This window comes from Neolewinella marina (assembly GCF_002631205.1).
Classification (GTDB): Bacteria; Bacteroidota; Bacteroidia; order Chitinophagales; family Saprospiraceae; genus Neolewinella; species Neolewinella marina.
This window is the reverse complement of the sequence record NZ_PDLO01000006.1, coordinates 136136-163074: the sequence shown is the minus strand read 5'-3', so window position 1 is coordinate 163074 and position 26939 is coordinate 136136. Positions and strand designations below refer to the sequence as shown.

Sequence of the window (26939 nt, the reverse complement as noted above, 5' to 3'; positions counted from 1 at the left end):
TAATCCTTACCCCCACGGCCATGGAAGCGCCCATCAAGATCACCCTAGCCCGCAAGGACTACCAGCTCAAGCAGATCCTCGCCCTCCAGCGGGCCAACTTGCTCGACAGCGTCGACGCGGATACCGCCTCGGCCCAGGGCTTCGTCACGGCCACCCACGACCTGCCCCTGCTGCAGCGCATGACCGCCGCGGCCGCTTCGGTGATCGCCATCCGGGAGCGGAAGGTGCTTGGGTACTGCCTGGCCATGACGCGGGACTTCAGCCAGGACATTCCGGCCCTCACCTACCTCATCGAGCGGCAGGACGGCGTGATGCACCGCGGCCAGCTGCTCGGGGAAAGCGAATATTTGATTATGGGACAGATCTGCGTGGCCGAGGAGGCCCGCGGCCTGCGACTGCCCGACCGGATGTACAAGTACCTGCGCGCCTGCTACCACCTGCGGTACACCTACTGCGTGACCGCCATCGACGCCCGCAACACGCGGTCGCAGCGGGTGCACGAGCGCGTAGGATTCGAGGAACTGGACCGTTTCACCTCCGCCGACGGCCGCGACTGGATCCTGGTGATCTGGAACTGGCGCGACGGAATGGAAGGTTTCGAGAAGGGCTAGCTGTCCTGGAGCATAGGCTCCTCGTCCGTAGCTACGCCCAGTCCGTTGCCCTCCACGTAGGGCAGACCGGGCAGCCAGTTGTCCTCGGCCGCTTCCGGTACGTAGAGGTGGACGTAGAAATCGCTGTCCAGGTCCGCCACGACCATCTGGTGGCCCAGGAAGACAATCTTGGCCCGGTCGATCTCCTCCGGGAACTCCAGCTCCTCCTCCAGGGCGAAGGTGAACGCCCGCTCCTGCTCCTCATCGCGGAATACGAAGTGGAGCACCTCCTCCCCGTCGGGCCGGGCCCGGAACTTTACTTCCGAGACGGTACCAATGGCGCAGAAGGCTTCAGGCGTCTCGTTCACCGAGGCGTTGTAGACCTCCACGAGGGTTTCCGCATCCACGCCCGTGACCGGCAGCACGGCCTCCGGGTCGTCGCAGGACAACAGGCCCAACAGCAGTAAAAACGGCAGGAGGGGAGAGAGAAAGCGCATGGTGGTGGTGTTTGATTCAGGCGGTAGAAGAGCTCCCCGTAATTTACGCATTCTGCCGCGTTCTAACAAGGTGTTTACACCACCCAACCGAAATCTTCCGTTCGCGTTTTGAATGTATATACAACTGACGCCCTATGACTTACCGCACCGTCGCCAATATCCTTCCCGCTCACCCCCTGCAGATGGGCGTCCTTACGGTTTACCAGCCCCTGCCTACCCAGCGGGTGGACCAGATCGACCCCTTCCTGCTGCTGCACCACTTCGGGCCGGTGGAGGTGAAGGCCGGCGGCCGTGACCCCCTGGATGTAGGCCCCCACCCCCACCGGGGCTTTGAGCCCGTGACGTTTTTGTACCAGGGCGGCATCCGGCACCGGGACAGTCGCGACAATACCGGGCACCTGCGCGCCGGCGACGTACAGTGGATGACGGCCGGCAGAGGCATTATCCACAGCGAGCGCGGCAGCCGGGAATTCATGGAAGCGGGCGGCACCCTGGAGGGCATACAGCTGTGGGTGAACCTGAGCCCTGAACACAAGATGGTGCAGCCGCGGTACCAGGACCTGAAGGCGGATACCATCCCCCGGGTAGACCTGGGCGACGGGGCTTCCCTGCGGATCGTAGCTGGCAACTTTGGCGGGCTCGCGGGTGCCGCGCAAACCCACGGTGCCGTGCTGGCCTGGCAGCTCTCCCTGCCCCCCGGCGTGAGCATCGACCTGCCCGTGCCGGAAGCCTATAACCTGGCCGCCTACCTCCTCGACGGCGGGGTGGCCGGCAGCAGCGGCTTCGAGAACCCGGCCCGCACTCTGCTCCACTACCTCAACGACGGTACGGGCATCCACCTGACCAATACCGCCCAGACCCCGGCCCGCGTGCTCGTGCTCGGCGGCGAACCCATCGGCGCACCCGTCGTGAGCCACGGACCCTTCGTGATGAACGACCAGACCCAGATCATGGAGGCCATGCGGGACTACAAGATGGGCAAGATGGGATTCTACGTGGAGGAGTGAGGGAACACGCTTCCGCGACAGCAGCGAGCAAACCTGATACTCAGCCAAGCATCCCGCTCATGACCAGTTGCCGGGGGGGTGGCCTGCCCCGGCCCCATGCTTGTTGTCACATTGTAAAAAACCCCCTATATTAGGTACACGCACCAGTGACCGCTGAATTCCCCCTTCTTTCCGCAGGGCGTGGGTCACTTACCCTGACAAGTTTTTGTGGGGCTGCCTGCCCGCGGGCAGCAGCCGATTCAGCACTATTGAACTACACATGCCATGTTTCCACTCGCCTTTCTCCGATGGGGTCTCCCCCTGTTGGTGCTGATTGCGCCATTATCCCTGACGGCCCAGTCCACCAAACTATACCTGGACATCCCCGGGATCAAAGGGACGTCAACCACGGCTGGGTACGAAAATCTGATAGAAATTCAGGACTTCTCCTGGAATACGGAGACCACCGCATCCGATCCTTCCGCCCCCGGGCCCAGGGATGCCTCGCGGCCATCCTTGTGCACCATCCGGTTGGGCAAGGAAGTCGACATATCTTCCCCTTACCTCTTCAAGAGTACGGTTCTGGGTGAGGTGCACTACCAAATAACGCTCCAACAGGTACAATCATCCATGGACAAACCTTCCCAGGTTCTTGTGGAGTATGTGCTGAACAACGTCATCTTTTCACTCTACGACACCGGAGGAGCCGGAACCGACCCTGGGCAGGAAGTGATTGCCCTTAGTCCCTCCCGGATTGAAATGACGGTATACGAGATTGAACCAGCTACCGGGAGGGTGCGAACAACCCATACTTCCTATTACGACTTCGAAACCGGTACCGGAGGATGAAACGGGGGGCAACAAGGTTGCTCTACTGTGTCCTGCTGTTATTCGGCTGGGGGTATTCGGGCCTGATCAACGGGCAAACCTCCTCCTATGCCGTTGAGAACAGCCGCGTTTCCGGCTACGAGGTGGGGGGCTACTCCATTGCCCCGCTGTCGGAAACCATTGAAAACTCCTCGATCTGTACGGCCGCCGCCGCCGAAGCCCCGCCCCCCTTCCCCCTGCGCATTACCGACCTGGAGGCCACCCGCGACAACGCAACTACCGTGACCCTGAGCTGGGAAATCGAAGAAAGCGACAGCGAATACCGCTGGACGCTGGAGCGCCGCCTGGACGTGGAGGCCGTATTCACCACCGTCCGCGAACTGCCGCGGGCACTCATCCTGCAGCGGGAGTATCTCGACCCCAACGCCCACTCCGGCACCTCCTACTACCGGGTCCGGGGGGAAGCCGCCGACGGAGCCAATATCTACAGCCGCATCCGGGCGGTGGACAACGAATTCCAGCGCCCCGAGCTGAGGGTGTTCCCCACCCCGACGCGCCGCGCCGCCAGCGTACAGCTACCCGATGCGGACCACCCCTTCGCCCTGCGGCTGTCCGACCACTTCGGCCGCACCGTCTGGGCCCGCCGCTTCCCCGCCGCCTCGGCCAATCCCCTGCGGCTCACCTTTCCCGACCTGCCCCCCGGCGTGTACCTTCTCCACTGGTCATCGGGCGCCGCCCCGGGTACGGTGGCCCGGGTGGTGGTGGGGTATTGAGGGGGGTATTGGCTGGGGGTTATTGGCTGATGGGGGGGAAGTCCTCCGCAGAACCTGACTAATCTGAACCGAATAATTCCTCAAGAATCTCGACTACCTATTCATATTTTCGAGCGGCGGCGGGGGTGACGGAACGATCACCTGCGCTACACTCCACAATCAATCTACCGATCGGCAAAAGCGCTTGATCCATTAAACTCAAAATCCCCAAATGAAATACCTACTCCCCTTAGCGTTACTATTGATCGCTATCTCCTGTATAGAGAGCTCAAACGATTCTTTAGACGATTACAATTCAAATCAATCGTCTGGAGAATTATACTATCACGAAGATAGTCGCTATAAATATGAGCACAGGACGGGGCGGGCCGGTGCATACAACTACAACTACGACATTGAAGGCTACGATGAGGATGGAAACTATGTTTATGGCAACATTGATATATCCGGGAAAAATGGCCATGGGTACATTACCACCGAAGATGGGAATGATTTGTCAATTGACATAGAGTGGGTTGATTATGGAGAATTAGAAGGTTACGATGAAAATGGAACGTATTACAATCTAGAACTCGAATAGGATTCGTTAAAGAGTATTTCAGAAAGTGCGTCGCCTACTTTTTTTGCAGCGGGAGTAATATTTGGCGAAGCCCCGTATCAGGTGAGGAGCCCAGAAACTACAACTACGGACGCTCGCAATCTTCGCCGGGAACATGCCGCTGGCCAAATCGCTCACGTCCAGAAAGCAGGTGTAGTGCGTTCCACATGAGCCGAAGCGGACCCAAGTACACCTAAGCGCACCAACTACTAATTGCCAGCTTCAGGAGCATCGTTGTTCCAGATGTCGCGGATACAGACGTATTTCCCATCCCGTTTTTCGAAGACGGAGACGTACTTCCCCGTGGTGACGTTGCCCGCGGCGTCGGTTGAGGTACTGGTTCCCGCTTCTACGAGTAGGTCGCCGGCCGCTTTGATGTCCGTGACCTGGAAGGTAGTGGTAGTGCCCGCGGTATCCCGGGCCATGTCTTCCCTGACCCGGTCCAGGATGGCGGCCTTCCCGCTAACCGCTGGCTGGTTGTTGGGCATGTTGACCGCGTCGTCGGCGTAGTAAACGACTACCCCGTCCGGGTCTTTGGCGTTTTGGGCCTCGGCGTATGCGTCCTCCATCGCCTGGATTTCCGCTCTGAGCTCGTTCATGTGCAGGGCCTGGGCTTCTTCCCTTTCCGGTTCATTGCAGGAAACGAGGGCGAGCAGCAGCATGGCTGCAAGGAGTGGAATTGATGTGATGTTCATGGTGATTGTCTTCTCTAAGTGGAAATGATCGTGGCGGTGTTCCCGGGCGGATGTGTTTGTTCCGGCAGGTTGCCGCACGACAGATTTCTTAATATACAATCTATTTAACTGGTTTTCACCGGATTGTTACTGTCCGCCTGGGTCGTGATTAACCGGCCTCGATGGCTGCGGAAGCATAGCTGTCATAGCAAAGGATGCCCCACTGGATAAGGATCGGTGTCGATCAGGAATTACGACGTGATCAGTTTGGAGGGTCGCCGGCACCTACCTCCTTTACCAGAGAGATTGCAAAAACCTGCTATTTTTCACACTTAGCCCCCCCCAGGCAAATCATTTCTTCCCCCATGCCCACCCCAACGAGCAAAAGGCTGATCCTCACCGGTTTGATTCTGGGAACATTGGTTTCCCTGTACTTCGTGCCGTGGCCGCTGGTCGCGGCGTGGGTGGTGCCCCTGCCGGATACGGTGGTGGAACAGGTTGCGGCGGCTCCGGAGTACGGATTTGCGGGAACGATCGTGTACGTGGACCAGGCCGACCGGGAGCCGGAGTACTACGCGGCGGATTGGCACAACCGGGAAACCCGGGAACCCGCGACCCCGCACGCCCTGTTCAAGATTGCCAGTATCGGCAAGCTGTACGACGCGGTGGCGGTCACGAAACTGGTGGGTGAGGGGCGGCTGTCGCTGGACGAATCCCTGGCTGCCTACCTCCCCGAGCTCGCGGGGCGCATCGAGAACGCCGATCGCATCACCCTGCGGATGCTCGTGCAACACCGCAGCGGCATCCCCAACTACACGGATACGCCGGGCTTCTGGACCGACCCACCCACCAACGAGGCGGAGGCCCTGGCACGGGTGCTCGACCAGTCGGCCGACTTCGCGCCCGGCGAACGCCTTGCCTACTCGAACACCAACTACTTGCTGATCTCCCTGCTCCTCGAAAAGGTGGTGGGCTACGACAAGTTTCGCTACATCCGGGAGGTGATCCTGGACCCGCTGGGCCTGGAGCGTACCTACGGCTCCCTGCACGAGGTGCACCCGGACAGCGTGATGAGCGGCTACTACGTCGGGGTGCCCCACGACATCAAGTCGACGGACTACGGCTCCATGCTGGCCACGGCTGCGGACGTCGGGGTTTTCCTGCGCGCGCTGAACGACGGCACCCTCTTCGCGGAGGGGGAAAGGGAGATCTACGGCTCCCTCTACGCATTCCAGCACACGGGACTCGTGGCTGGTTACCAGAGCATCGCCCGCTACCACGGCGATATCGACGCGGTGGTGGTGCAGTTCACCAACACCACCGATTTCGACGGGTACCACTGGAGCCTTTCGGAATTGCTGTATGGCCGCATCTTGAAGATAATGCGGGGGCAATCCCGCGCGGCTGCACGCTAGGTACTCCGCCCTTCGTGCTGCGGGTGGTGGGTAAGGGAGGGGGTTGAATTGTCCTGGAATGCGGCTGCCATCAGGGCTTCATATTTTAGCTGCGCCACCGTAGGCGGCAGGACTTCCACCTTGCATTCGCTGAGGACTTCCTCTTCCTGCTCGCTTCCCTTCACCAGTTGAATCCGGTAATCTCCTGGTTCACTGGGGGCCCAGGCCCCTACCTGGCGGTCGTCCTTCAGGGTTTGCCCATTCACCTTCCAGGATAGCCCGGACTGCTCCCAGTTCAGCTGGCGACCATTTTCGTCGAATACCGCGGCAATCAGGCTGCCGCGCTTTTTGTAGGGCCACTTGCTTTGGTCGGTGGGTTCGAGGATCAGTCCCCGGGCCTCGGCTGCGGGGGTGGTGACCGGACCGGCCTCCAGCCGGCTGGTACGCATCTCCCGCGTGGCTTCCACGATCAGGCTCACTTCTCCCTGTCCGCTGAGGCTGTTCAGGTCGACGACAAAGTCACCATTCCTTGCTTCCCATCGGGGTTTGACCAGGCGCTCGTCCGCGAGTCTGGCAAACACCTGGACATCATCCAGCATGACGTCGGTGGTGAATTCCAGGATAGCCTGATGCCCGAATGACTTTACGGTAAGTCCGGACAGCTTCGGGCCGGACCGGCCAATGGGGGAAGTGAATACTTCGATGCCGCGAAAGCGGGCGATGAGTTTGCTTGCTCCTGGGAAAAGCGGTATTGCGGCGCGGACGGGCGCTTGTCCGATCACTTTCTTGCTCAGGTCACAGCCGTGGTTGAACACCAGCGGGAGCCTTTCCACGAAGCGGGAATCGCCGTTGTCGTCCACCTGATCCAGTTCCAGCGTAGCCACTCCGGCAAAGTGGGAGGAGGACCGCAGCGCTTCTCTGGTTTCTAATCCCCGGTACAGGGTAAATGCACCGGTTTCGCTCAGCAGGCCTTCAATAAATAGGTAAGTATTCATAACTTCTTTGGGTTTGTTGCTAATACCGGGAGTTCATCATGGTGCGGCCTTCCACCCACAGTTCGGGGCTCAGCCAGCGGTTGTTCCATCCCCGGTAGCTCATCAGGTCAAAGGCCCGCCTCACCGCGCGGTTGCCGGCAATATCGAAGGGGACCTGGTTCAACTGCCCCGTTGGTCGGCCCGGGAGCCGGTGGCAGGGTACGGGTTGGGTATCTGCCCCACCAGTTAGGGCGGGTCCGTCCCAGCAGCCTTCTCCTTCCCCCGTGACGGTATGCCCCAGTCCGACGGTATGCATGATCTCGTGGGCCGCCGTGGTCACGTCCTGGATACTCAGACAGGTGGAAGTAGAGGGCCAGGCCATCATCCCGTCGGGCGTACAGTCGAACGGAGTGACCAGCCCGATCCAGGTGGAGGAATGGGAGGCCGGTGGGTAGCCCTCATTGTCGTTGTGTTCGTAGGCGATGGACAGGGCCAGCTGGTAGAACCCGCCGTCGTGGCAGTAGTTGTCCTCCGTAGTGCCCCGCCGGATCTGGTGTACGCCCGGGTGGAAGGTAATAGCCGTTTTGGGGCTCGGAATTTTGAAAAAGGCCCGGTTGATGAAGGCCGTGGCATTGGGCAGGGACATCTGCGTGCCGTCGGAATTGGCTACCCGCCGGACGGTCACCGGGAAGGCGGCCCGGCCATGCCAGTGCAGCATTTCGGCCCGGTAGCGTACGGGGTTGTAACAGGGATTTGTGGCGCTGATCACCCTGATGTGGGCGGTTACTCCCCGCCCCCTGGCATCCGCGGCGGGAATAAGGAAATTCAGCGAGTGGTTGGTGTCCGTCCGGTCTGGAGTCTCGGGCGCCGTAATGATCGGATTGGGCCCGATGAAATCCGCATTGATGGGTGAGTAGGTGTTTCCGCTGAGCTCCATGCTCCCCGTTACCCGCGTCGGGGCCGGAGACAATGCCCTTACGTATACCCGCAATACGGTATCCATGCCCCGGATGAGTTCCAGGCTGTTGTTGGTTGGGGCGGTGGGATCCGCGAGGTCATAGATCTGAATGGCCTGCGTCTGTTCCACCCCCACGATTTCGAACGGCGGCGGTGCCGGATCGCGGACCTCGACCGATATCACCTGACCGCCGGTATTGCAGCCCCTGCCCAAGGGATTAATGGCCGCCAGTTCAAATTCGTGTATCCCGGTCCGGGACGGAGTAAAGGCAACTGAGTCAACGGCGCCAAGTCCCGACCCCAGGGAGGTTACCGCCCCGCGAAACCGGTGGATGATCTCCACGTCCACCGCGGAGGGGGATACCCGCCAGTTCAGCGTAATGGTTTCTCCCCTCGGGAGGCAATCCCGGCCCGCGGAAAACGAAACCACGTGGGGTGCTCCGACAATCAGTTCGCCCCTTTCTCCGGGTATGGCAACGGTATGTTCGGTCAGGCAGAGCCGGACCCTACGGGGGATATCGAGCCATACCGGTCCGGACACGGCATCTTCCGCCAGGGTGAAGGTGATCCGCTCACTCGTAGCCGAGTCTGGGGTGGTGGAAATCGTCCTTCCCCGGTGGTTCTTGTAGCGAACAGCTACTACCCCGTCAAAGCGCTCCCCGGCAATGGTGATTTGTTCCCCCGGACATGCGTGGCTGGGGCTTACCCGGTCAATCGCGTAGTGGGTCCCCACTCCGTATACGAGGTCGCGGAACCCGATTCCCAGCCGGTGAATCTCCGGGATGATGGAGAAGATGAAACACTCTTCAAAATGCTCCACCAGGCCACCTTCCAACCGCGGGACTTCGGGGACGGGCACTGCAGGATCCGGACTATCAGGCAAGGGAAATGGTTCACCGGGAGTGGGCATCGGCCACTCGTACCAGGGACCACCGAAACCCGGTCCGAAGCCCATTCCGGGTTGCCAACCCTCCCCCGGGGTAAATCCGTTCATGGGAGGGAAGGCAAAAGACGATATCCTGACGGCCGTGTCAAAGGCATCGGCCACCTCCGTTGGATCCGCTTGCTTCACCATGAGTCCGTAGAGTGTATTCAGCTGGTCAGCGGCGGCGAGCGCGTGTTCCAGGCTGGCGGCCAGGGAGGCCAGCTCTCCCGTACTTCTGGCGGAAACCGCTGCGGCTATCATCAGCTGTTCGAGCCGCAACAGGTTAATCAGCCCCGGGGGGCTGTCCTTGGGGAGGCTGGGGGTTGCGACCTTTTTCCTGCCCCTTCTCGAGGATTCTCCGGCATATCGCCCGTTCTGGTACTGCCTCAGCACCCGCCAGCCCAACTGCGTAGGCACGACTTTCCCCCCGTAACTCCACAGCATTTCCCGCAACCGCTTCCCTTGCTGCTGGTCTCCAGATACGGTAGCGGAAGCCAGGTCCAGCAGATTCGACACGCCGTCGAACGGGATGCGCAACTCCTTCAGGTCGTCCGCGGTATATCTCGAGCCTAATGATGCCAGTGTCTTCGAAAGTGCCTGCTTGAACACGAACAGCTCCTCGGGCTCGATCAGGGGGCCGGAGAAAGGAACCGTAGGTGGAGGTGACTCGCCATTTTCCGCGGGCAGGTCCAGGTGAATCTTTACGGTATGCTGGCCGGGGTCCAGGGTGCAGACCAACTCATGGATGGTGTTTTTGAGCACGACGGTGCCGTCGAAAATTCGGAAGAATACGTCGGGACGGCGTTCCAGGCCGAAATCACTGAATTGGGCGTCGTTAAAGTTCAGGTGGAAATGACCCCGGGAATCGGTGTAGGTAATCCCCAGAAAATCGTGAAAGATAAAATCCTTGTCCCAGGCCTCGACCCTCAGGTCAGCTACGCCCTGGCCGGTATTGCGGTTGATAATATATCCGGCAAGGGTAAAACGGGGATCTGTATGCATAACCGATACTGTTGATTAATATCCCCCTGTACAATTTAGGGGAAATAGCCGTTGGTCGCAAGTGGGATATCTCCGGATATACGTATTAATGCGGGGCGAGATATACTGCAGTGATGTTGCTGCGCCTCCTTCCACAAATGGCCCGGACAAACCGTGTATATTCGGTCCGACCAAGTTCAATCCACCATGCTCCCCCGCCCCCTGCTACTTCTTCTCTCTTGGCTGACGGCCATCAGCCTCCTGGCGCAGACGCCTTCCGTACAGCAGTCCCCGCCGCTCACCACCGCCGATCCGGCCAGCGTGGGGATGTCGGAGGCGCGGCTGGCGCGCATTGGCAGCATGCTGGAGGAGGCGATTGCGGAGGGGCAGGTCCCCGGGGCGGTAGCACTGGTGGCCCGCAACGGGAAGATCGTCTACCACAAGGCCTTCGGTACGGCCGCGGCCGACGGGCGGGAGCTGGAGCGGGACGCCATCTTCCGCATCGCTTCCCAGACCAAGGCCATCACCTCCACCGCCGTGATGATGCTGTGGGAGCGGGGGCTCTTCCAGCTGGACGACCCGATCAGCAAGTACATCCCGGCCTTCGCGGACGCCCGGGTGCTCGATACCCTATACGAAGATGGGACCTACGATACCCGGCCGGCGGACAAGCCCATCACCATCCGCCACCTGCTCACCCACACCTCAGGACTGGGCTACGGCGTCATCGACGGCGACCCGCGCTTCAAGCGGCTCTACGCGGACGCGGGGGTCACCGACCTCTTCACCACCGAGGACGTCTCCATCGAGGAGAGCGTGCTGAAACTGGCCACCCTGCCCCTCCACCACGATCCCGGCGCGGCCTACACCTACAGCGAGGGGCTGGACGTGCTCGGTTACTTCATCGAGGTGGTGTCCGGCGAGCCGCTGGATGAGTACTTCCGCAACCACATCTTCGAGCCCCTGGGCATGGACGACACCTGGTTTTACCTGCCCCCGGACAAGCACGACCGCCTCGTGGCCATCCAGCGGCCCACGGACGACGGCTGGGAGAACTACCCCACCACCTTCTACGATCCGGACTACCCGGTGACCGGCGCCCGCCGCTTCTTCTCCGGCGGGGCGGGGCTTTCGAGCACGGCTGAGGACTACGCGGCCTTCCTGCAGATGTACCTCAACGGCGGAGAGCTGAACGGCACCCGCCTGCTCAGCCGCACCACCGTACAGAGCATCATGGCCAACCAGGTGGGCGACCTGCTGAAGCCCGGCGCCTACTACGGACTGGCCTTCGGCGTGGTGGACGAGACCGGTCAGGGCCGCGGTGGACGCGGCAGCGAGGGCACCTTCGACTGGGGCGGCTACTTCAACACCCAGTACTTCGCCGACCCGCAGGAGCAGCTCATCGGCATCCTGATGAAGCAGACCCAGGGCACCTCCAAAGACCAGACGGCGTGGAAGTTCCGCCTGCTGGTGGGCGCGGCGGTGGACGACTGAGGCGGTCTGGCGGCTTACCCCTGCAACCTACCGGAGGTATTCGGCATTAGGCTGCCACCCGGCGCCCGGTGCACCGGGAAAGCCTACCTATGGACCTGACTGCCGTCGCCACTTATTTCTCGGGACTTTCCTTCCTGTTCTTCGGGACGGGCTGCCTGACTTCTTCTTATATGAAAAGCGAGTTCGTCCGCTACGGGTACGATCGCCAGCGCCCCATTACGGGGGTATTGCAGCTGCTGGGGGGCGCGGGCCTGATGCTTGGGTACTGGCTATGGCCCGTACTGGCCTGGCTGCGGGGCTGGGGCTGGTGATGGTGTACGGCTTCAGAGTGCGGATGAAGATTGGCGACAGCCTGCGGGCGGCCACGCCTGCCTTCCTGTACGCCGTGCTCAACCTCTACCTCGCCCTGCACTACGCCGGCAGCTGGTGAGGCAGGCCGGCCTGCGACAAAACCTCCTGCCGGGCTCACCCGCCGGGCACGAAGGCGATGACCAGGCACAGTACCAGAAATAGCGCCGCCGGGAAGGACTTGTAGAGGGGATCGCTGATCTTGAAGTGCATCAGTATCGAGCCGGTGAGCATGGCCGCCAGACCGAGGGCGGCGGGGAACCGCAGCTCCGGGTACCAGATGGCCGCGATGAGCAGGAGCGACAGGACGACCTTGATGAACCCCACGACGTAGAGCGACCAGTCGGGCAGGCCGTAGGAGTGGAACTCCTCCGCAAGGGTGGTGGCGTTGCCGCCGCGCCAGCGGGTGGCTTTCTGGTTCTGTACCAGCCAGACGTTCAGGATACTGAGTCCGACGATGAGCTGGAGGGCGATGATGAAGTATTCCATGGTGCTGCCTTATCTGAAACCGCTGGACAATCCCCCGGCCTGGCGGCTGTGGAACAGCAAATCCCGTATCCGGTTCCGGAGCGGAGGCGGCAGAGGAATAGCAAAGCCTTCCGTTTGGCGCGGGCGCGGGTGCCGGGTTCGGGGGGAATGGCCCGTGGGGGGGTGGTCCGGGTGCCGCCGATCGGCTACATCGTGTTGGAATGCCGTACATTCGCCACCCGTACCGGCGGCACCTGAAAATCTGTACTTTCTTTTGTGAGGACAGGAATTTCGTCTTCTGTTTTCATTCCGGAACAAACACTCATTTTCCGGCCCTTTCGGTCCAACACAACACAAGTATCTATGCTACTGCACCGCCCCAGCCGATGGGTATTACTCCTTTGTCTATGCACCTCATCTGCTTTCCTGCATGCCCAGCTGGAACATTACCTCCACATTCCCACAATCCCCGGTGAGGCGGAACATCAAGACTTTAAGAACTGGATAGCGGTCAATGGATTTTCGTGGAATATTGAATACCCTGCTCCGAATCATGCGAGCGGGAGTCCTTCCACCCCGAGACCGACCATGTGCCCCATTCGGATCGGAAAAAGCTCTGACAAAGCTTCTCCCCTGCTTTTCAGGGCCGCGGCCCTCGTGGAAACATTCCCGGAGATGACCTTAAAAGTCCTTGCACGTGTTGGAGGAAGCGGAAGTCAAGTAATCAGAGAATACCGCTTTACCAATGTATACGTAACGCTGTACGAGGAGGGAGGAACGGCCGGGAATAATGCAGTGGATGAAGTAATTTCCATTTCACCTGGCCAGGTAGAGATTACGCATCACGAGTTCGACCGTACTACTGGCAACCTCAAGGGTACTACCGTTGCCTATTTCGACTTCGCCACAAACACTGGAGGATGACCTTGCGGACCGGTCATCTTTTCTCTTCTTTCCTGCTAATGGTTTGTTTCGGCTTAACAAACCAAATTTCAGGACAACCTTCGGTGTCAACCGTCAGCAGTTCAACCGTTTCCTGCCGCCAGGTAGGCTCCCCCGGAGTTGCCCGGTTGACCGCATCGAGTGGAACCTCCTCTAGTTGCGGCGCGGCAGTTGCTGAGCCGGCCCCCGCTCCCTTGCCCCTGTTGATTACTGATCTGGTGGCCCGTCGCAACGACGGTACGACGGTCACCCTGACGTGGGAGGTGGAGTCCACCAATATTGAATACCGCTGGACACTGGAGCGGCGGTTCGATACGGAAGGCGCGTTCGTGGTCCTTCGCCACCTGTCGGCTACCCAGGTACAGGGCCGCAAGTACTTGGACCCGAATCCTCACTCCGGCACCACTTACTACCGCATCCGCGGCAGCGCCCCGGACGGCGCCGAAAACATGAGCCCCATCCGGGCCGTGGTCAATGACTTCGATCCACCGGCTTTCCAGGCGTACCCCAATCCCGTACACCGTGCGGCCACGGTGCGAGTACCCGCTACGGAGCACTCCTTCACCCTGTCGCTGGCCAACCAACTGGGGCGCCGGGTATGGACGAAACGGTTTGCGGCCCGCGCCCACAACCCCGTTTCCATTACCCTGCCCGACCTACCGCCCGGCGTCTACCTGCTGCGGTGGACCATGGAGGGTGTACCGGCGGCTACCATTCGCGTGGTGGTGGGGTATTGAAGGGGGGGCTGTGCTCCGGTTTTGAAGGTCTGGGCCATGCTGATCCCGGGTGCGCACACCCGTCAATTAAGGCACACCCGTCATTAATTGTGCTATTGCGGGCGGATGCGCAGTACGGCGACGGGCGTACGGTTCCTATCACCTGGCCTCGATTCAGGGGGGGCAAGCGCCGGGCGCACACCCGTCAACTAGTGCACACCCGTCATTAATTGGGCCCCTGCAGGCGTATACGCCTTGCGGGCAGATTTGTGGGGAAGTAGATCAGGGCGGACGGTCCATGGAATGCTGCCTGGAGAGTACAGGGCGGTTGACAATGCCGGTGCTTTCCTATAACTTCCTTGGAAAGCCAACACTCCCGTGACCATAGCTCCCAATTAAGGCTGGCGGTTGTGTTACCTGGCCATTCCAACTCCAGCCATAAAGGATGGGAAAAGGAAATGTGAATCGCGTAACCATAAACCGAACCGCCATGACCTCGATTCGCCAGTTATTTGGTGGCCATTCTACTCCTCATTCCGTGCTCGATCGTGTCCGCCCAGGCGACGGTGGAACAAAAGCTGCGGTACAAAACCGGAAATCCGGCCGACTGGCCAAAAGAACAGGACGCCGTGGTGTCCGCCCCCGGCAACCACAAGGTCCTGCTGGAAAACGACCGGGTTAGGGTACTGGAAGTAACCCTGGCGCCAAACGAACTGGAGCCGGTACACCACCACCAGTGGCCCAGTGTACTCTACATCATAGAGGCCGGCCACTTCATCGACCGCGACGGCGAAGGAAACATCATCATGGATACGCGGGAGATTCCGGAACCCCTGGTTTTCCCGATGACCATGTTCAAGGAGCCCGAAGCCCCGCATTCCGTGGAGAACCTGAGCGACACCCAACCCATCCGCCTGATCCGGGTGGAAATGAAACGGTAGGGTTGGGGAAGTGATGTTTTATGCCGGTCCCGGATCGGAAGTCGAATGCGGCGATGGATCCCCGGCCCTCGCCCTTGCATGCGGCACCTGCGTACGCGCCATAAAACGACAACTTTCTGAGGAGACTCCATCGGCAGATTTCTAGCTGCGAATTGGAAGAAAGTATTGCTCCGGGGTAAGGCCCCTGGTCCAAGTCCTGGGTAGCGGATGCAGGGCTCCTCAGAGTGGGTGGGAGAACCCACCCGGCCACCGCCGCGCTGACGTCCCCCCACCGGCCGCGCCACCGCCCACGCCGGTGGCCTTTCCACCCCGGGTGTGGAAGGGGGGCGGAGGAGGGTTAACGGGCAGATCGTCCCCTGTCCGTCCGGTACCGGGGCACGGCGGGGCAGGCTGCCTATGGAAGTATGGATTACCGGCGGCATTGGTGCGAAATGTGAGCAAGGGATCGGAAGGGATGGCGCACCGGTTCAAACCGAAAATAGGGTAATTATTTTATAAATACAATTTGTTGAACATATTTTCCCCTACTTCCCGAAGGCGAGCGGGGACGGGTCGCGGCGGCTTTCCGGCTGATTGTCAGCAATTTTGGCCTGGCAAGGGGGCTGACAGAACCCCGGATAGTGGCCCGCCGAATTCTATTTTAATTCACTACCTTCGCGGCCACACCAAGCACCTGGCATGGCAACTGTATTAAGCTTACTGAACCACAAAGGAGGCGTCGGAAAAACCACCAGCGCCATCAACATCGGAGCCGGACTCGTTGAACTGGGCAAGCGCGTACTGCTGGTCGACCTGGATCCCCAGGCCAACCTGACGCTCAGCCTCGGTATCCCCCGGCAGTCGGTCACGATCTACGAGAGCATGATGGGCGAATCCGACCTGGTGCCCTTCGAGATCAAGCCCGGCTTTGAAGTCGTCACTTCTAGCCTCGACCTGTCGAGCGCCGAGATGGAACTGGTCAACGAGGCGGGACGGGAATTCATCCTCCGCGAGCTCTTCTCCGCCGTCGACGAAGACTACGACTTCATCATCATCGACTGCCCCCCGAGCCTCGGCCTGCTCACCCTGAACGCCCTGACGAGCAGCCAGCAGGTGATCATCCCCCTGCAGACGGAGTTCCTGGCCATGCAGGGCCTGGCCAAGATCAAGCAGGTGATCCAGAAGGTGAAGCTGCGCCTCAACAAGGAGCTGCACATCAGCGGCGTACTGGCCACCATGTACGACCAGCGCAAGGTGCTCAACCGCGATGTGGTAGAGACCATAAAAAAGTACTTTGGCCCCCTGCTCTTCGAAACTTACATCCGCGATAACGTTTCACTAGCGGAGGCTCCGGCCAACCGTCAGGACATCTTCACCTACAGTCGCTCGAGCCACGGCGCCAAGGATTATCTGAAGCTCTGCAAGGAAATCATTGCACGGACGGAAAATCCCATCCACCTGCGCCCCCGCAAGAAAGACGAACCCGCCACGACCCCCGTCAAGTAAACCGTAATGGCTAAGAAACGCTTCACCGACGACCTTTCCGGACTCTTCGAGGACAACTACCTCACGGGTACCGACACCGCCGCGCAGGAGGACGAGGAGGCCGTGGAGGTAAGCGTACCCGTGCGGACCAAGAAGGCCAAGAAGAAGATCTCCAGCAAGAACTTCACCCAGAACCTCGACGTCTTCCTGAGCGACGACCAGCGCCGCGCCGCCGCCGGCCGCACCGCCGACCGGCAGACGCCCCGCCGCCGTACGGGCCTCGACTACCTCATCCGCAGTACCGTCGAAGACGAAGACCGCGCCGCGCCCACCGAACCCGCCAAGCCCGACACCAAGCGGGTGACCCTCATCTTCAACAAGGAGCACCTGGTCACCCTCAAGGAGCAGGCCAAGGAACGCAAGATGTACCTCAAGGATGTCGTGCAGGAGATGGTCGCCCAGTACCTGGAGAAGTAGGCTAACCAATCCCTCCGTTTTCCGTTATCTTGACCTTACCATTGTCTTCCGACCCGGGTGAGGAACCCCGCCGTGCCCGGAACCGGAAGTAAGCTTTTAAAGGTCAACCTTGATGCGTCTACCCCTTTTCCTCCTGGCCTGCCTCGTGCTGACCGCCCTTTCGGCCCAGACTTCCCGCGTGGAGTTCGGCAAGAACCGGGTGCAGTACCACGACGACTTCGAGGAGTGGGAGAAGTACGAATCCGACAACTTCATCACCTACTGGTACGGCAACAACCAGGGCGTGGGCCAGGCGGTGGTCCAGCTGGCCGAGTACGACTTCGCCTACATCCAGAAGATGCTGGAGAGCCGGCTGAACGAGAAGGTGCAGCTGATCACCTACCGAGACATCACCGACGTCAAGCAGAGCAACATCGGCAGCGAGGAGGTCTTCGAGCTGACCGGCAACCAGTCGCTGCGCACCAATACCAGCTATATCTCCGGCACCGAGGCCAAATTCCTCGGCAACAAGGCCTTTGTCTACTTCAACGGCGACCACACCGACCTGCGCCGGCAGGTGCGCGAGGCCATGGCCAGCGTCTACATCGAACAGCTGCTCTACGGATCCACCGTCCAGGAGGTGGTACAGAACGCCGTGCTGCTGAACCTTCCCCCCTGGTTCAAACCCGGACTGGTGGCCTACCTCGGGCAGGACTGGAGCAGCGAGCTCGACGACCAGCTGCGCGACCTGATGGCCACGGGGGAATATGAGGACTTCAACGACCTGGCCGCCGACTACCCCCGGCTGGCCGGCCACTCCTTCTGGTACTACATCGCCGAAAACCTGGGCAAGCCCACGGTATCCAACCTCCTTTACCTGACGCGGATCAACCGCTCGGTGGAGAACGGCTTCCTCTACGTGCTGGGCAGCAACTACGAAACGGTGCTCTACAACTGGCTGGAGTTCTACCGCAACCGCTTCACCGAAGACAGCCGCGGCCGCACGACGCCCACCGACGACCTGCTGACCATCCCCAACAAGAAGCAACTGCCCGTCACCCAGCTGAAGGTGAGCCCCGACGGCCGCCGGATCGCCTACGTCCTGAACGAGATCGGCAAGTACCGGGTCTATCTCCAGGACGTGGAAACCGGCGAACGGGAGGTGATCCACAAGGGCGGGCAGCGTAACCTCCTGCAGGCCACCGACTACAACTACCCCCTCATCGATTTCTCGCCGACCAACCAGGAGGTGGCCATCATGTACGAGCACCGCGACCAGCCCAAGCTGCTGCTCTACGACCTGAACACGGGCAAGTCGACCACCGACATCCTGGGCATCCGCCTCGACCGGGTGCTGAGCCTGAAGTACTACGACCCCAGCAACTTCCTCATTTCGGCCATGGCCGACGGCTTCACCGACATCTACACCTATTTCCCTGCCTCCCGCCAGGCGGTCAAGATCACCAACGACTTCTGGGACGACCTCGACGCCACCCCGGTGAACGTGCGGGGCCGCAAGGGCGTGGTCTTCGCCAGCAACCGCCCCGACACCTCCCTGCTGCCCCAGCGGCTGGACACCCTGCTGCCCATCGGGCGCTACGACCTCTTCTACTACGACCTGGAGAACAAGCCGGGCGAGCTCGTACGCATCACCAACACCCCCCTGGCCAACGAGCGGCAACCCGCCCCGGTGGACGGCGAGCACTTCGCCTACCTCAGCGACGCCAACGGCATCTACAACCGCTACCAGGCCCACCTGGAAGACTATATCCACCACTACGAACAGCGGATTTACCTCCAGGACGGCACCCAGATCGTGTTGCACGGCGACTCGACCCTGGAGAAACTCGATACAGCCCTGATCGACTCCATCTCCATCTACCCGGTCATCAAGGAACGCGCCGTAACCGAGGCCACCACCAACTACGGCACCAACCTCCTGACCCTGGACGGCAGCAGCAAACTGCCCGTCGGGGTAGAAAGCTTCATCGTGAACGGGGCCACCGCCGTGCGTCGCTTCACCTTCGACACCACCACCACCGTCAGCCTGACGCCCACCGCCTACCGCCGCCGCAGCTACCGGGCCGCCGGACAGGTCGTACCCCAGTTCACCAACGTAGTGAAGGGATCCCCGGACCGGGTCATGCGCCCCAACCGCCGCAACCCCCTCATTGAATCCGACGACGAGGGGCTGCTGTTCCAGACCCGCTTCCAGGATACTGTGCCCCCACCCCCGGCCGTACCGGACCCCGCCGAAGACCTGCTGGCCGAACCACCGGTGAGCGACAACCGCCCCGCCCCGGGCGCCGCGCCGGACACCACGGGCACCCGTCCGCCCCTCACCGTAGTGGGCACTCCGCGACAACAACGCCGCCAACAGGAAGCAGCCGCGGGCGCGGGTACCGTGTTCCGCAGCGAACGGCCCGTACCCCAGCTCAACCGCACCTACCAGTTCCGCCCGGGGCGCGTGACTTCCTACCGTACCACCTTCCGGCTGAACTACGTAAAGACCACCGTCGACAATGAGCCTCTCTTCAACGGGATGAACGTCTTCGCGGCCAACCCCGATGGCTACACCCAGCAGCCCGTCGGCATCCTGATCAAGGGCAACGTGATGGACCTCCTGGAAGACTACACCATCACCGGCGGCATCCGCGTACCCACCAGCTTCAACGGCACGGAGTACTTCCTCACCGGCTCGGACCTCAAGCACCGCCTGGACCGCACCTACTCCTTCTACCGCCGCAATCGCCGCGCCCAGGAAGGGATCTACAACACCTCCACCTTCCTCAACGGTCCCCGCCTGGTCGAGGAGAACACCCTGATGGCCCAGTACGGACTGCGGTACCCCCTCGACATCTTCCGCAGCCTGCGCGCCTACGCCACCCTGCGCCGCGACCGGGTCCAGACCCTATCCACCGAGCTGGCCGCCCTGCAGTCCGAACCCCTCAGCACCGAGCGGGTGGGCCTGCGGCTGGAATACGTATTCGACAACACCATCAACCTCGGCACCAACCTGCGGATGGGTACCCGGTACAAGGTGTACGGCGACGTATTCAAGAGCTTCAATATCTCCTTCGACGAGGGCCTGGACTCCCAGTTTGAGCCCGGTCTGCTCGGCATCGTCGGCATCGACGCCCGCCACTACGAGCGCATCCTGAAGCGGAGCGTGCTGGCCTTCCGGGTGGCCGCCGCCACCAACTACGGCCGACAAAAGATCCTCTACTACCTCGGCGGGGCCGATAACAGCGTCGTCAACAACTTTAACCAGTCGATCCCCACCCCCCAGACCGGCGAGTTTGTCTTCCAGGACCTGGCCAATCCCCTCCGCGGATTCGACATCAATATCCGCAACGGCGGCACCTATACCCTGGCCAACGCCGAACTGCGGGTACCGGCCTTCACCTACCTCTTCGACAACCTGCGCTCCGCCTTCCTCCGCGATTTCCAGATCGTAGGCTTCTTCGACGTCGGCACCGCCTGGGCCGGCAAGAACCCCTTCGACGAAGACAACCCCGTCAACATCACCGAATACCCCGACCAGAACGCCAGCGGCTACAGCCCCGTCCGCGTGCGGGTACGCAGGTTCCGGGAACCCATCGTCTACGGCTACGGCGGTGGCGTACGCACTACCCTCTTCGGCTACTTCCTACGCGCCGATTACGCCTGGGGCGTGGAAACGGGCAATGTGCAACCTGCTAAACTGCACGTTTCTTTGGGGTTGGATTTTTGACAAGGGGTCAAGGGCTGAATGGGTCAAGGACTGAAGGAGTGAATGGGCGGCAAGGCGTAGCATTCACCCCTCGCTTTGCTCGGGTGGGTCCGACACGGGCGTCTCTTTTGCCCCTCGCTTTGCTTGGGTTTGGTTGTCAGACACCCGTAGTTCTACACTTCTCGGCCCGGAGGTGCGAGGGGGCAGCTGGATTACTCATCCCTTTCGTGGAGCACACAGCGTGTCATCTTCCTAGAATACAGAGCAACCTTTTGGAGAGGAGAACGCGGCATTTGGTGCATGCCGAGGGGAGCGAAAGGCAGCTGTCACGCCTTTGCCGCACCTACCCGAGCGAAGCGAGGGATAAAGGGAAACATCATTGACCCCTTGACCCCTTAGCCCCTTGCTCAAACAATCAGCATAGCGTCCCCATAAGCGAAGAACTTGTACTTCTCCTTCTGGGCCTGGGCGTAAGCCTCCAGGATGAGGTCGATGCCGCCGAAGGCGCAAGTGGTGATGAACAGGCTGCTCTTCGGCAGGTGGAAGTTGGTGAGCAGGTGGTCGGGGATGTGGAAGTCGTAGGGGGGGAAGATGAACTTGTTGGTCCAGCCTTCGCTGGTGGCCAGCAGGCGCTCGGCGCTCACGCTGTTTTCCAGGGCGCGCAGGGAGGTGGTGCCTACGGCGCAGACCAGTCCGCCGTCTTTCTTGGTGGCGTTCACGGTATCCACGGCGGGCTGCTCGATGCGGTAGTACTCGGCGTCCATCTTGTGCTTGGAGAGGTCTTCCACCTCAATGTCGCGGAAGGTGCCCAGTCCGAGGTGGAGGGTTACTTCGGCCTTCTTCACGCCGGCCAGTTCCATGCGCATGAGGGTTTCGCGGCTGAAGTGGAGACCGGCGGCGGGGGCGGCTACGGCGCCGACTTCACTGGCGAAGACCGTCTGGTAGCGCTCGGCGTCGCGGCTGTCGGCTTCCCGCTCCAGCAGCTTGGGCAGGGGGGTATTGCCGAGGCCGTGGAGTTCCTTGGTGAACTCGTCGTTCGGGCCGTCGTAGAGGAAGCGGATGGTACGGCCGCGGCTGGTGGTATTGTCGACCACCTCGGCCACCAGGCGGTTGTTGCCGCGCTTGTCGTTGAAGTAGAGCTTGTTGCCCACGCGGATCTTGCGGGCGGGATCCACCAGTACGTCCCAGAGGCGGGCCTGGCTGTTGAGCTCGCGCAGGAGGAACACCTCGATGCGGGCCTGGGTCTTTTCCTTCAGACCGTAAAGGCGGGCCGGGAAGACCTTGGTGTTGTTGAAGACCAGCGTATCGCCTTCGCTGTAGTATTCGAGCAGGTCGGAGAACTGCTTGTGCTCGATTTCCCCCGTGGCCCGGTTCACCACCATCAGGCGGCTGTCGTCGCGCCGTTTGCTCGGGGTTCTGGCGATGAGTTTGTCGTTGAGTTCAAATTTAAATTGCGAAAGTTTGGTCCTCATCCCGGGATAGTATTAATTGCTCTGTGTACACGAAACAGCGCGCAAAGGTAAGAGTTTCCCGATAAATGGCTGGGCCACGGGAAGTAATGCGCCGTCCGCCCCCGCGTCGGGGCCTTTCGTCGAAAACCCGGCACCCGCGGCCGCGCCCCGCCCTATTTTAGCCCTTCAAAGCAACACAGCATGGTCCTCTCCAAGGTTATCGCGGAAAGCTTCCGCCAGGCGTGGCAGCAGCTTACGGGCAACAAGCTGCGCACCTTTCTGTCGTTGCTCGGCATCTCGATCGGTATTTTCTGCATCATCGGGGTGCTCTCCGCCGTGCAGTCCCTGCAAAAGGAAGTCTCGGGCAGCCTCGCCAAGCTCGGCGACGACGTGATCTACATCGACAAGTGGCCCTGGAAGGACAACAGCGACGACTGGTGGGAGTACTACCAGCGCCCCTACCCCGACCACGACGACTACGAGGCCCTGAAGGAAAACCTGGCCACCGCCAACCTGGTCAGCTACTGGACGGTGCCCGGCACCCGTACCCTGAAGTACGAGGGCAAGGCCGTGGAGGGCGGCTACCTCTTCGTGACCACCTACGAGCTCGACCGGCTGTTCAGCATCGAGATCGACCGCGGCCGCTACTGGTCCACCTCCGAATACCGCAACGGCACCGACCGCATCCTGCTCGGCCACGAGATCGCCGAGCAGCTCTTCGGCCCCGTGAACCCCATTGGCCGCGAGGTGAAGATGCAAGGCCGCAAGTACCAGGTGATCGGCACCCTGGCGCCGGCCGGCGACGACCTGGTGAACCCCCTCGACTTCGACGATGCCATCATGGTCACCTACAACAACGCCGCCCGCTTCATCAACCTCAAGACCCGCAACCAGTTCGGCGGCACCATCGGCGTGAAGGCGGCCGGCGGAGTGGAGCTGGAGCGGCTGCAGGACGACATCCGCGGCATCCTGCGCGCCAACCGCCAGCTGCGGCCCCGGGAGGACGACAACTTCGCCCTCAACGAGCTCAGCATGACCACCGAGGCCCTCGGCAACATCTTCGGCGTGCTCAACGTGATCGGCCTGGTGATCGGCCTGTTCTCCATCGTCGTGGGGGCGATCAGCGTGGCCAACATCATGTTCGTCAGCGTCAAGGAGCGCACCAGTCTGATCGGGGTGAAGAAGGCCCTCGGCGCGCGGCAGTACATCATCCTGCTGGAGTTCCTCACCGAGTCGGTCATCCTCTGCGTCATCGGCGGGGCCATGGGCCTGCTCATGGTGGTGGCCATCACCTCGGTCATCAACCTTTTCCTGCCCGGCTTCCAGATCAGCCTGAGCGTGCTCTACGCCATTGCCGGGGTGGTGATCTCCGCGGTGGTGGGCATCTTCGCCGGACTGGTTCCCGCCCTGCTCGCCGCCCGGATGGATCCGGTGGAGGCGATGCGCAGCTAGGGCGAACAAAGGATCCCGGCGTTCGGGTTGCTTGCGGTATGCAGCAGATTCTTTACATCGCGGGCGCCTTCGCCGTCGGGGCCCTGGTCTCCACCTACCTCACCGTCAACTCCCTGCTGGCCGAGCGCGTCGGCTCGCCGGCCCAGGCCAACCTTCTCTACTTTACCCTGGCCTTCGCCCTCACTGCGGCGGTATTCCTGTTTCGGGAATCCCCCTCCGCCCTGCAGCGGTTTTCGGATATCCCCCTGTGGGCCCTCTGCGCGGGGGTGGGCGGTGCCATTGCCCTGTTTGCCTCTACCTACCTCATCGAGGCCATCGGTCCGGACCGCTACTTCGTGGCCGGGGTGGCCGGACAGGTCATCGTCTCCGTCCTGCTGGCCCACTTTGCCTGGTTCGGGGTGGAGGAGAATGCCATCAACTGGCAGAAGGTCCTGGGCGTGCTGCTGTCGGTCGGTGGGGTCGTGCTGGTGGCCCTGGGCAATGCCGCTTCCGCGAAGTAGCTACTGCACCCGCCGCACGGTGGCTTCCCGGTATCCTGCTTCCCGCACCCGGTCGCGCAGTCCGCGGGCCTCGTCCTGGAAATAGTAACGGCCGGTAAACACCCGGTGCACCTTGCCCACGCGGGCGGTCCAGGCGTCGGCGAACCCCTTTTCGTGGAGGGAGTCCACCAGGGCGCGGGCGTTTTCCTCCTGACTGAAGGCCCCTACCTGTACGCCGAACAGCATCTCGTCGGCGGCGAATTCCCGGCGCTTCTGCCGCTCTTCCTTCTTTGTAGCCGTGGTGGCGGCGGGCGCGGGTACCGTATCCAGGGCAACAGCCGGGCTGTCCGGCACCCAGCCGCTGCGGTCGCAGGTGGGGCCCTGGTCGCCGAGGCTCACCACCCTTACTTCCACCTGGGCGGTGCCGGCGCGCAGCAGTCCGATCTTCCGGGCCGCGGCCCGACTGAGGTCCACGATCCGCTCCGGATGGTGGGGCCCACAGTCGTTGACCCTCACCTCTACGGAGCGGCCGCTGCTCACGTTGGTCACTTCCAGCACCGTTCCGTAGGGGTAGGCCTTGCTGGCGGCGGTGAAGTCATCCTTGTCGTAGGCCTCTCCCGTACTGGTGGGCCGGTCGTGGAAACGGTCGGCGTAGTAGCTGGCGATGCCTTCCTGGGGTTGTGCGGCCAGTGGCCACGTGACCAGCAGCAGGAGGAGGAAAAATATCGCGTGCCGGAGGGCGTGGCGGGTGAGTGACATGTCGGTCCGGTTTTGGGCGGCGGGCAAAATAAGGGGAATTTGCCGAGGTGGGGGGTGGGGGTAGTGGTAGTGGTCCATGATTTACTGGTCGGACCACTAAGTCGTCCGACCAAAAAAGCGCGGACCAGAGGGGGGTGTAACAACCTCCACCCAAAAGAGAATCAAGGGGTAAAGCCCACCCCCAGTGGGAATTCGCTAACAAAACCCATACATTTGAAATGAACCACTCATGAACACGCAAGGGCACCGGATGCAGACGCAAACCGAGGACAACGAACTATTCGAAGCAATCAAGCGTGGTCAGTACGAGTTGATCGATCAGCTCTACCTCCACCACCGGGATGCGTTCGTGACCTACGCCCAGCGGCAGTTGTCGGCTACGGAAGAAGACGCGGTAGACTGTTTCCAGGATTCGGTAATCGCATTCTACAAGAACGTGGTCAGTGGTCGCCTTACTGAACTTCGCTGTACGATCCGCACTTATTTATTCAGCATCGGCAAGCGACTGGTCTACCGCCGCAACCACCAGCGCCGGCGGGAACCCCCCACCGACCATGAGTCCGGCAGCAACCCGGCCGACGAACTCGACTGGAGCCTGATCGACCGATTCGAGGAGCAACACAACCGCAAACTGCTGCAGTCGGCGATGGACCAGCTCGGCAGCCCTTGTCGCGAGATCTTGACCCTCTATTATTTTCACCATTATCCCATTGAGAGCATTACGCAATCCGTGGGACTGCCTTCGCCCGGAGCGACCCGCATCAAGAAAATGCGCTGTTTACAATCGCTCAAGCAACTGGTTAACCCCTAAAGCCACCGAATGAACCATGACGAGCAGCAAGAGCGGATCGACGACTATCTGCGGGGCCGTTTGCCTACGCCCCAGGTCTTCGAACGCGACTTACAAGCCCACCCCCAATTGCAATCCGAAATGGAAGCCACCCGCCTGGCCCTCGACGCCATCGACATCAGCGAACACCAGCGCCTGAAAAGCCGCCTTCAACGCCTCGAGGCGGAGCGTGCCCCGGTGGAGGGTGCCGGCGCCCGCGTGATTCCCATCCACCGCCGCAAGCACCGCCGCCTGCTGACCTACGTGGCCGCTACGGCCCTGCTGCTGTTCCTGGCCGGCTACTTCATCCTGGCACCCGACGGAACCGAAAGTGCCCTCCTGGCCGCCCGGACGGTAGAACCCTACGAAAATATCGCCTACCCCATCACCAAATCCGGTGAAGCTACCGATGATGCCCGCGCCGTGGCCTACGTGGCCTACGAAAGCGGCGACTACGCCCGGGCCGCGGAGGCCTTCCGCGGTTTGTCGGATGCCGAGCCGGCCGACCGCTTTTACCTGGCGCAGAGCCTGCTGGCCGAAGGGTCCTTTGATGAGGCGGCTACCCACTTCGGTGCCCTGGCCTCCCGGAACGACTTCAACCTGGCCCCCGAGTCCGCCTTCTACCGCGCCGTGGCCCGCCTCGGCACCGGCGAGGTGGTCGACGCCAAGGCCGAACTGAGCCGGATCGCCGATACCCCTGGCCACCCCTTCCGCGGGGAGGCCGAACGCCTACTCAACAACCTGTAAGTCCATGATGGCAACAATCGGCCTCGAGGACGTGCGCTTCCACGCCCCCCACGGCTTCTTCGAAGAGGAGCACCTCATGGGCAATGAATTCAGTATCGACGTAGAGGTGGATACCCAGGTGGGGGAAGCCGCCACCGAGGACGACCTCGGCGGCACGGTCAACTACGCCACCATCTACTACCTCCTGCAGGCGGAAATGAAAAAACCCACCCGGCTGCTCGAAGCACTCGCCTTCCGGATGGGCAACCGCATCCTGAACCAGTTCGACTCGGTCACCGCCGTGCGCCTAAAACTGCGCAAGCTCAGTCCGCCCCTGGGCGGCCGCGTCGGTGCGGCCTTTGTCGAGGTCAACCTGGGCGCGGGTGGCGCGGCCCCGGCCGGCCAGCACACCTTTGAGGACCCCGACGAGGATGAATTTGGCGACGACGACGATTTCCGGGGCGGCAACTTCGACCTGAGCGGGTTCAACTTCTAGCAAGGCCAGCGGGTGGCGGCCAAACCAAT

The 26939-nt window shown here is 61.4% G+C and carries 27 protein-coding genes; 20 read left to right on the top strand and 7 right to left on the bottom strand.

Annotated elements, in window-relative coordinates; genetic code table 11:
* Positions 1-20: 20 nt before the first annotated feature.
* Positions 21-611 carry a GNAT family N-acetyltransferase gene (locus CGL56_RS13905; RefSeq protein WP_099107176.1) on the top strand — a complete coding sequence of 197 codons (591 nt, stop codon included), beginning with the start codon at positions 21-23 and terminating at the stop codon, positions 609-611.
* Here the strand turns inward: CGL56_RS13905 and CGL56_RS13900 are convergent.
* Positions 608-1087 (bottom strand): hypothetical protein, encoded by a 480-nt coding sequence (locus CGL56_RS13900; RefSeq protein WP_143470740.1) that lies wholly within the window; start codon positions 1085-1087, stop codon positions 608-610. The two genes, CGL56_RS13905 and CGL56_RS13900, sit on opposite strands and share 4 nt — an antisense overlap.
* A 134-nt stretch (positions 1088-1221) precedes the next feature.
* Here CGL56_RS13900 and CGL56_RS13895 point away from each other — a divergent pair, with 134 nt between their 5' ends.
* The 4 genes from CGL56_RS13895 (at position 1222) to CGL56_RS13880 (ending at position 4254) form a co-directional block, all read left to right on the top strand.
* Positions 1222-2094 (top strand): pirin family protein, encoded by an 873-nt coding sequence (locus tag CGL56_RS13895; protein ID WP_099107174.1) that lies wholly within the window; start codon positions 1222-1224, stop codon positions 2092-2094.
* 264 nt (positions 2095-2358) lie between these two features.
* Entirely contained in the window at positions 2359-2922 is a 564-nt protein-coding gene (locus CGL56_RS13890) for a type VI secretion system tube protein Hcp (RefSeq protein WP_099107173.1), read from the top strand.
* A 17-nt stretch (positions 2923-2939) separates the two neighbouring features.
* On the top strand, positions 2940-3674 hold the full coding sequence (locus tag CGL56_RS13885) for a hypothetical protein (RefSeq protein WP_099107172.1): 735 nt from the start codon (positions 2940-2942) through the stop codon (positions 3672-3674).
* 211 nt (positions 3675-3885) lie between these two features.
* The gene (locus CGL56_RS13880) at positions 3886-4254 is read left to right on the top strand and encodes a hypothetical protein (protein WP_099107171.1); all 369 of its coding nucleotides are present in this window, start codon (positions 3886-3888) and stop codon (positions 4252-4254) included.
* Between the two features lie 227 nt (positions 4255-4481).
* Here CGL56_RS13880 and CGL56_RS13875 read toward each other — a convergent pair whose 3' ends face one another.
* Complete coding sequence (locus CGL56_RS13875; RefSeq protein ID WP_099107170.1) at positions 4482-4967, bottom strand: YybH family protein; 486 nt, start codon at positions 4965-4967, stop codon at positions 4482-4484.
* A gap of 344 nt (positions 4968-5311) precedes the next feature.
* Here CGL56_RS13875 and CGL56_RS13870 point away from each other — a divergent pair, with 344 nt between their 5' ends.
* On the top strand, positions 5312-6361 hold the full coding sequence (locus CGL56_RS13870) for a serine hydrolase domain-containing protein (protein WP_099107169.1): 1050 nt from the start codon (positions 5312-5314) through the stop codon (positions 6359-6361).
* Here CGL56_RS13870 and CGL56_RS13865 read toward each other — a convergent pair.
* Both CGL56_RS13865 and CGL56_RS13860 read right to left on the bottom strand, forming a co-directional pair.
* Complete coding sequence (locus CGL56_RS13865) at positions 6358-7335, bottom strand: hypothetical protein (RefSeq protein ID WP_099107168.1); 978 nt, start codon at positions 7333-7335, stop codon at positions 6358-6360. The genes CGL56_RS13870 and CGL56_RS13865 overlap by 4 nt on opposite strands.
* A gap of 19 nt (positions 7336-7354) precedes the next feature.
* Complete coding sequence (locus tag CGL56_RS13860) at positions 7355-10198, bottom strand: transthyretin-like family protein (protein ID WP_099107167.1); 2844 nt, start codon at positions 10196-10198, stop codon at positions 7355-7357.
* A gap of 186 nt (positions 10199-10384) precedes the next feature.
* Here CGL56_RS13860 and CGL56_RS13855 point away from each other — a divergent pair, with 186 nt between their 5' ends.
* From CGL56_RS13855 to CGL56_RS18270, 3 genes are all read left to right on the top strand, one after another.
* On the top strand, positions 10385-11671 hold the full coding sequence (locus CGL56_RS13855) for a serine hydrolase domain-containing protein (protein ID WP_099107166.1): 1287 nt from the start codon (positions 10385-10387) through the stop codon (positions 11669-11671).
* An 89-nt stretch (positions 11672-11760) separates the two neighbouring features.
* On the top strand, positions 11761-11982 hold the full coding sequence (locus CGL56_RS13850) for a hypothetical protein (RefSeq protein ID WP_099107165.1): 222 nt from the start codon (positions 11761-11763) through the stop codon (positions 11980-11982).
* Positions 11943-12101: a hypothetical protein gene (locus CGL56_RS18270; RefSeq protein WP_187305583.1), complete on the top strand. Its 159-nt coding sequence runs from the start codon at positions 11943-11945 to the stop codon at positions 12099-12101. The genes CGL56_RS13850 and CGL56_RS18270 overlap by 40 nt, the downstream gene beginning before the upstream one ends.
* Before the next feature lie 35 nt (positions 12102-12136).
* On the opposite strand, the gene CGL56_RS13845 is transcribed toward CGL56_RS18270, so the two are convergent.
* Positions 12137-12508: a DoxX family protein gene (locus CGL56_RS13845; protein ID WP_099107164.1), complete on the bottom strand. Its 372-nt coding sequence runs from the start codon at positions 12506-12508 to the stop codon at positions 12137-12139.
* A 342-nt stretch (positions 12509-12850) separates the two neighbouring features.
* Between CGL56_RS13845 and CGL56_RS13840 the strand changes: the two genes are divergently transcribed.
* The 6 genes from CGL56_RS13840 (at position 12851) to CGL56_RS13815 (ending at position 20739) form a co-directional block, all read left to right on the top strand.
* Complete coding sequence (locus tag CGL56_RS13840; protein ID WP_099107163.1) at positions 12851-13411, top strand: Hcp family type VI secretion system effector; 561 nt, start codon at positions 12851-12853, stop codon at positions 13409-13411.
* A 221-nt stretch (positions 13412-13632) separates the two neighbouring features.
* On the top strand, positions 13633-14166 hold the full coding sequence (locus tag CGL56_RS13835; RefSeq protein ID WP_099107162.1) for a T9SS type A sorting domain-containing protein: 534 nt from the start codon (positions 13633-13635) through the stop codon (positions 14164-14166).
* Between the two features lie 494 nt (positions 14167-14660).
* Positions 14661-15086 (top strand): cupin domain-containing protein, encoded by a 426-nt coding sequence (locus CGL56_RS13830; protein WP_143470738.1) that lies wholly within the window; start codon positions 14661-14663, stop codon positions 15084-15086.
* Positions 15087-15764: 678 nt separating this feature from the next.
* Positions 15765-16571, top strand: a complete 807-nt coding sequence (locus CGL56_RS13825) for a ParA family protein (protein ID WP_099107160.1) — start codon at positions 15765-15767, stop codon at positions 16569-16571.
* A 6-nt stretch (positions 16572-16577) separates the two neighbouring features.
* A complete protein-coding gene (locus CGL56_RS13820; protein ID WP_099107159.1) occupies positions 16578-17027 on the top strand; it encodes a hypothetical protein in 450 nt (149 codons plus the stop codon).
* A 112-nt stretch (positions 17028-17139) separates the two neighbouring features.
* Complete coding sequence (locus tag CGL56_RS13815) at positions 17140-20739, top strand: hypothetical protein (protein ID WP_099107158.1); 3600 nt, start codon at positions 17140-17142, stop codon at positions 20737-20739.
* Between the two features lie 386 nt (positions 20740-21125).
* Here CGL56_RS13815 and queA read toward each other — a convergent pair whose 3' ends face one another.
* Complete coding sequence (queA, locus tag CGL56_RS13810) at positions 21126-22190, bottom strand: tRNA preQ1(34) S-adenosylmethionine ribosyltransferase-isomerase QueA (protein ID WP_099107157.1); 1065 nt, start codon at positions 22188-22190, stop codon at positions 21126-21128.
* Between the two features lie 180 nt (positions 22191-22370).
* Here queA and CGL56_RS13805 point away from each other — a divergent pair, with 180 nt between their 5' ends.
* Positions 22371-23621 carry an ABC transporter permease gene (locus CGL56_RS13805; RefSeq protein WP_099107156.1) on the top strand — a complete coding sequence of 417 codons (1251 nt, stop codon included), beginning with the start codon at positions 22371-22373 and terminating at the stop codon, positions 23619-23621.
* A gap of 38 nt (positions 23622-23659) precedes the next feature.
* Positions 23660-24121, top strand: coding sequence for a DMT family transporter (locus CGL56_RS13800; protein ID WP_099107155.1), 462 nt, complete (start codon positions 23660-23662; stop codon positions 24119-24121).
* Here CGL56_RS13800 and CGL56_RS13795 read toward each other — a convergent pair whose 3' ends face one another.
* Complete coding sequence (locus tag CGL56_RS13795; protein WP_167641649.1) at positions 24122-24859, bottom strand: septal ring lytic transglycosylase RlpA family protein; 738 nt, start codon at positions 24857-24859, stop codon at positions 24122-24124. It lies immediately after the preceding gene.
* A 229-nt stretch (positions 24860-25088) separates the two neighbouring features.
* Here CGL56_RS13795 and CGL56_RS13790 point away from each other — a divergent pair, with 229 nt between their 5' ends.
* The 3 genes from CGL56_RS13790 to folB are packed head-to-tail and all read left to right on the top strand — an operon-like array spanning position 25089 to position 26910.
* Entirely contained in the window at positions 25089-25670 is a 582-nt protein-coding gene (locus CGL56_RS13790) for an RNA polymerase sigma factor (protein WP_099107153.1), read from the top strand.
* A 9-nt stretch (positions 25671-25679) separates the two neighbouring features.
* Positions 25680-26435, top strand: coding sequence for a tetratricopeptide repeat protein (locus CGL56_RS13785; RefSeq protein WP_099107152.1), 756 nt, complete (start codon positions 25680-25682; stop codon positions 26433-26435).
* Between the two features lie 4 nt (positions 26436-26439).
* Positions 26440-26910, top strand: coding sequence for a dihydroneopterin aldolase (gene folB / locus CGL56_RS13780; RefSeq protein WP_099107151.1), 471 nt, complete (start codon positions 26440-26442; stop codon positions 26908-26910).
* The last annotated feature ends 29 nt before the right edge of the window (positions 26911-26939 follow it).

Bases quoted from the DNA above. Each gene is read 5' to 3' on its own strand.
- CGL56_RS13905 (WP_099107176.1), top strand. From the start codon at position 21: ATGGAAGCGCCCATCAAGATCACCCTAGCCCGCAAGGACTACCAGCTC.
- CGL56_RS13900 (WP_143470740.1), bottom strand. From the start codon at position 1,087: ATGCGCTTTCTCTCTCCCCTCCTGCCGTTTTTACTGCTGTTGGGCCTG.
- CGL56_RS13895 (WP_099107174.1), top strand. From the start codon at position 1,222: ATGACTTACCGCACCGTCGCCAATATCCTTCCCGCTCACCCCCTGCAG.
- CGL56_RS13890 (WP_099107173.1), top strand. From the start codon at position 2,359: ATGTTTCCACTCGCCTTTCTCCGATGGGGTCTCCCCCTGTTGGTGCTG.
- CGL56_RS13880 (WP_099107171.1), top strand. From the start codon at position 3,886: ATGAAATACCTACTCCCCTTAGCGTTACTATTGATCGCTATCTCCTGT.
- CGL56_RS13875 (WP_099107170.1), bottom strand. From the start codon at position 4,967: ATGAACATCACATCAATTCCACTCCTTGCAGCCATGCTGCTGCTCGCC.
- CGL56_RS13870 (WP_099107169.1), top strand. From the start codon at position 5,312: ATGCCCACCCCAACGAGCAAAAGGCTGATCCTCACCGGTTTGATTCTG.
- CGL56_RS13865 (WP_099107168.1), bottom strand. From the start codon at position 7,335: ATGAATACTTACCTATTTATTGAAGGCCTGCTGAGCGAAACCGGTGCA.
- CGL56_RS13860 (WP_099107167.1), bottom strand. From the start codon at position 10,198: ATGCATACAGATCCCCGTTTTACCCTTGCCGGATATATTATCAACCGC.
- CGL56_RS13855 (WP_099107166.1), top strand. From the start codon at position 10,385: ATGCTCCCCCGCCCCCTGCTACTTCTTCTCTCTTGGCTGACGGCCATC.
- CGL56_RS13850 (WP_099107165.1), top strand. From the start codon at position 11,761: ATGGACCTGACTGCCGTCGCCACTTATTTCTCGGGACTTTCCTTCCTG.
- CGL56_RS18270 (WP_187305583.1), top strand. From the start codon at position 11,943: ATGGCCCGTACTGGCCTGGCTGCGGGGCTGGGGCTGGTGATGGTGTAC.
- CGL56_RS13845 (WP_099107164.1), bottom strand. From the start codon at position 12,508: ATGGAATACTTCATCATCGCCCTCCAGCTCATCGTCGGACTCAGTATC.
- CGL56_RS13840 (WP_099107163.1), top strand. From the start codon at position 12,851: ATGCTACTGCACCGCCCCAGCCGATGGGTATTACTCCTTTGTCTATGC.
- CGL56_RS13825 (WP_099107160.1), top strand. From the start codon at position 15,765: ATGGCAACTGTATTAAGCTTACTGAACCACAAAGGAGGCGTCGGAAAA.
- CGL56_RS13820 (WP_099107159.1), top strand. From the start codon at position 16,578: ATGGCTAAGAAACGCTTCACCGACGACCTTTCCGGACTCTTCGAGGAC.
- CGL56_RS13815 (WP_099107158.1), top strand. From the start codon at position 17,140: ATGCGTCTACCCCTTTTCCTCCTGGCCTGCCTCGTGCTGACCGCCCTT.
- queA (WP_099107157.1), bottom strand. From the start codon at position 22,190: ATGAGGACCAAACTTTCGCAATTTAAATTTGAACTCAACGACAAACTC.
- CGL56_RS13805 (WP_099107156.1), top strand. From the start codon at position 22,371: ATGGTCCTCTCCAAGGTTATCGCGGAAAGCTTCCGCCAGGCGTGGCAG.
- CGL56_RS13800 (WP_099107155.1), top strand. From the start codon at position 23,660: ATGCAGCAGATTCTTTACATCGCGGGCGCCTTCGCCGTCGGGGCCCTG.
- CGL56_RS13795 (WP_167641649.1), bottom strand. From the start codon at position 24,859: ATGTCACTCACCCGCCACGCCCTCCGGCACGCGATATTTTTCCTCCTC.
- CGL56_RS13790 (WP_099107153.1), top strand. From the start codon at position 25,089: ATGAACACGCAAGGGCACCGGATGCAGACGCAAACCGAGGACAACGAA.
- CGL56_RS13785 (WP_099107152.1), top strand. From the start codon at position 25,680: ATGAACCATGACGAGCAGCAAGAGCGGATCGACGACTATCTGCGGGGC.
- folB (WP_099107151.1), top strand. From the start codon at position 26,440: ATGATGGCAACAATCGGCCTCGAGGACGTGCGCTTCCACGCCCCCCAC.